General features: G+C 61.5%; 1 protein-coding gene. It reads left to right on the forward strand.

The window, feature by feature from the left end:
• The coding region (locus AC1DWF_RS38430) for a carboxymuconolactone decarboxylase family protein (RefSeq protein WP_476843642.1) at nt 1–403 on the forward strand (403 nt) is incomplete at its 5' end.
• Nucleotides 404–524: the final 121 nt, after the last annotated feature.

A 524-nucleotide genomic window follows, 5' to 3' on the forward strand; every position in this document is an offset into this window, starting at 1 on the left:
CGTCGATACAGAGAGCCGCTCGGATCGACTGGAGCGGGGGAAGGTTCTGCTTGCGAAAACCTCGGGGTCATCAGGCGATGCCGTGGTCCGCAGTTTTGACGACATCGCGCCGGACCTAGGGCGCATGATCGTCGAGCATTCCTATGGCGAGGTGTTCTCGCGCAACGGAATCGATCTGAAGACCCGTGAACTCACGGCCTGCGCGGCTTTGGCAGCCATCGGTTCCGCGACGACTGAAACGCCCTTGCGCGTGCACATCAATGCCGCCTTGAACGTCGGTGCAAGCCACGACGAGATCGTCGAAACGCTGATCAATCTCATCCCCTACAGCGGTTATCCCGCGACACAGCAGGCGATCCGTATCGCTGCGGAAGAGTTCGCCAAACGCGACCGGTCTCCTTAGAGACCGTTTGGAAATCCCGGCGGCGGAGGGGCTCGCGAGGGATTTTTCGTGCCTCGGCGTCATGCGCCAGCATGCCTTCGGCATGACGCACCAGGCGCGGAAAAGGCCGACGAAACCCAAC

The organism is Aminobacter sp. P4_D5, assembly GCF_056401815.1.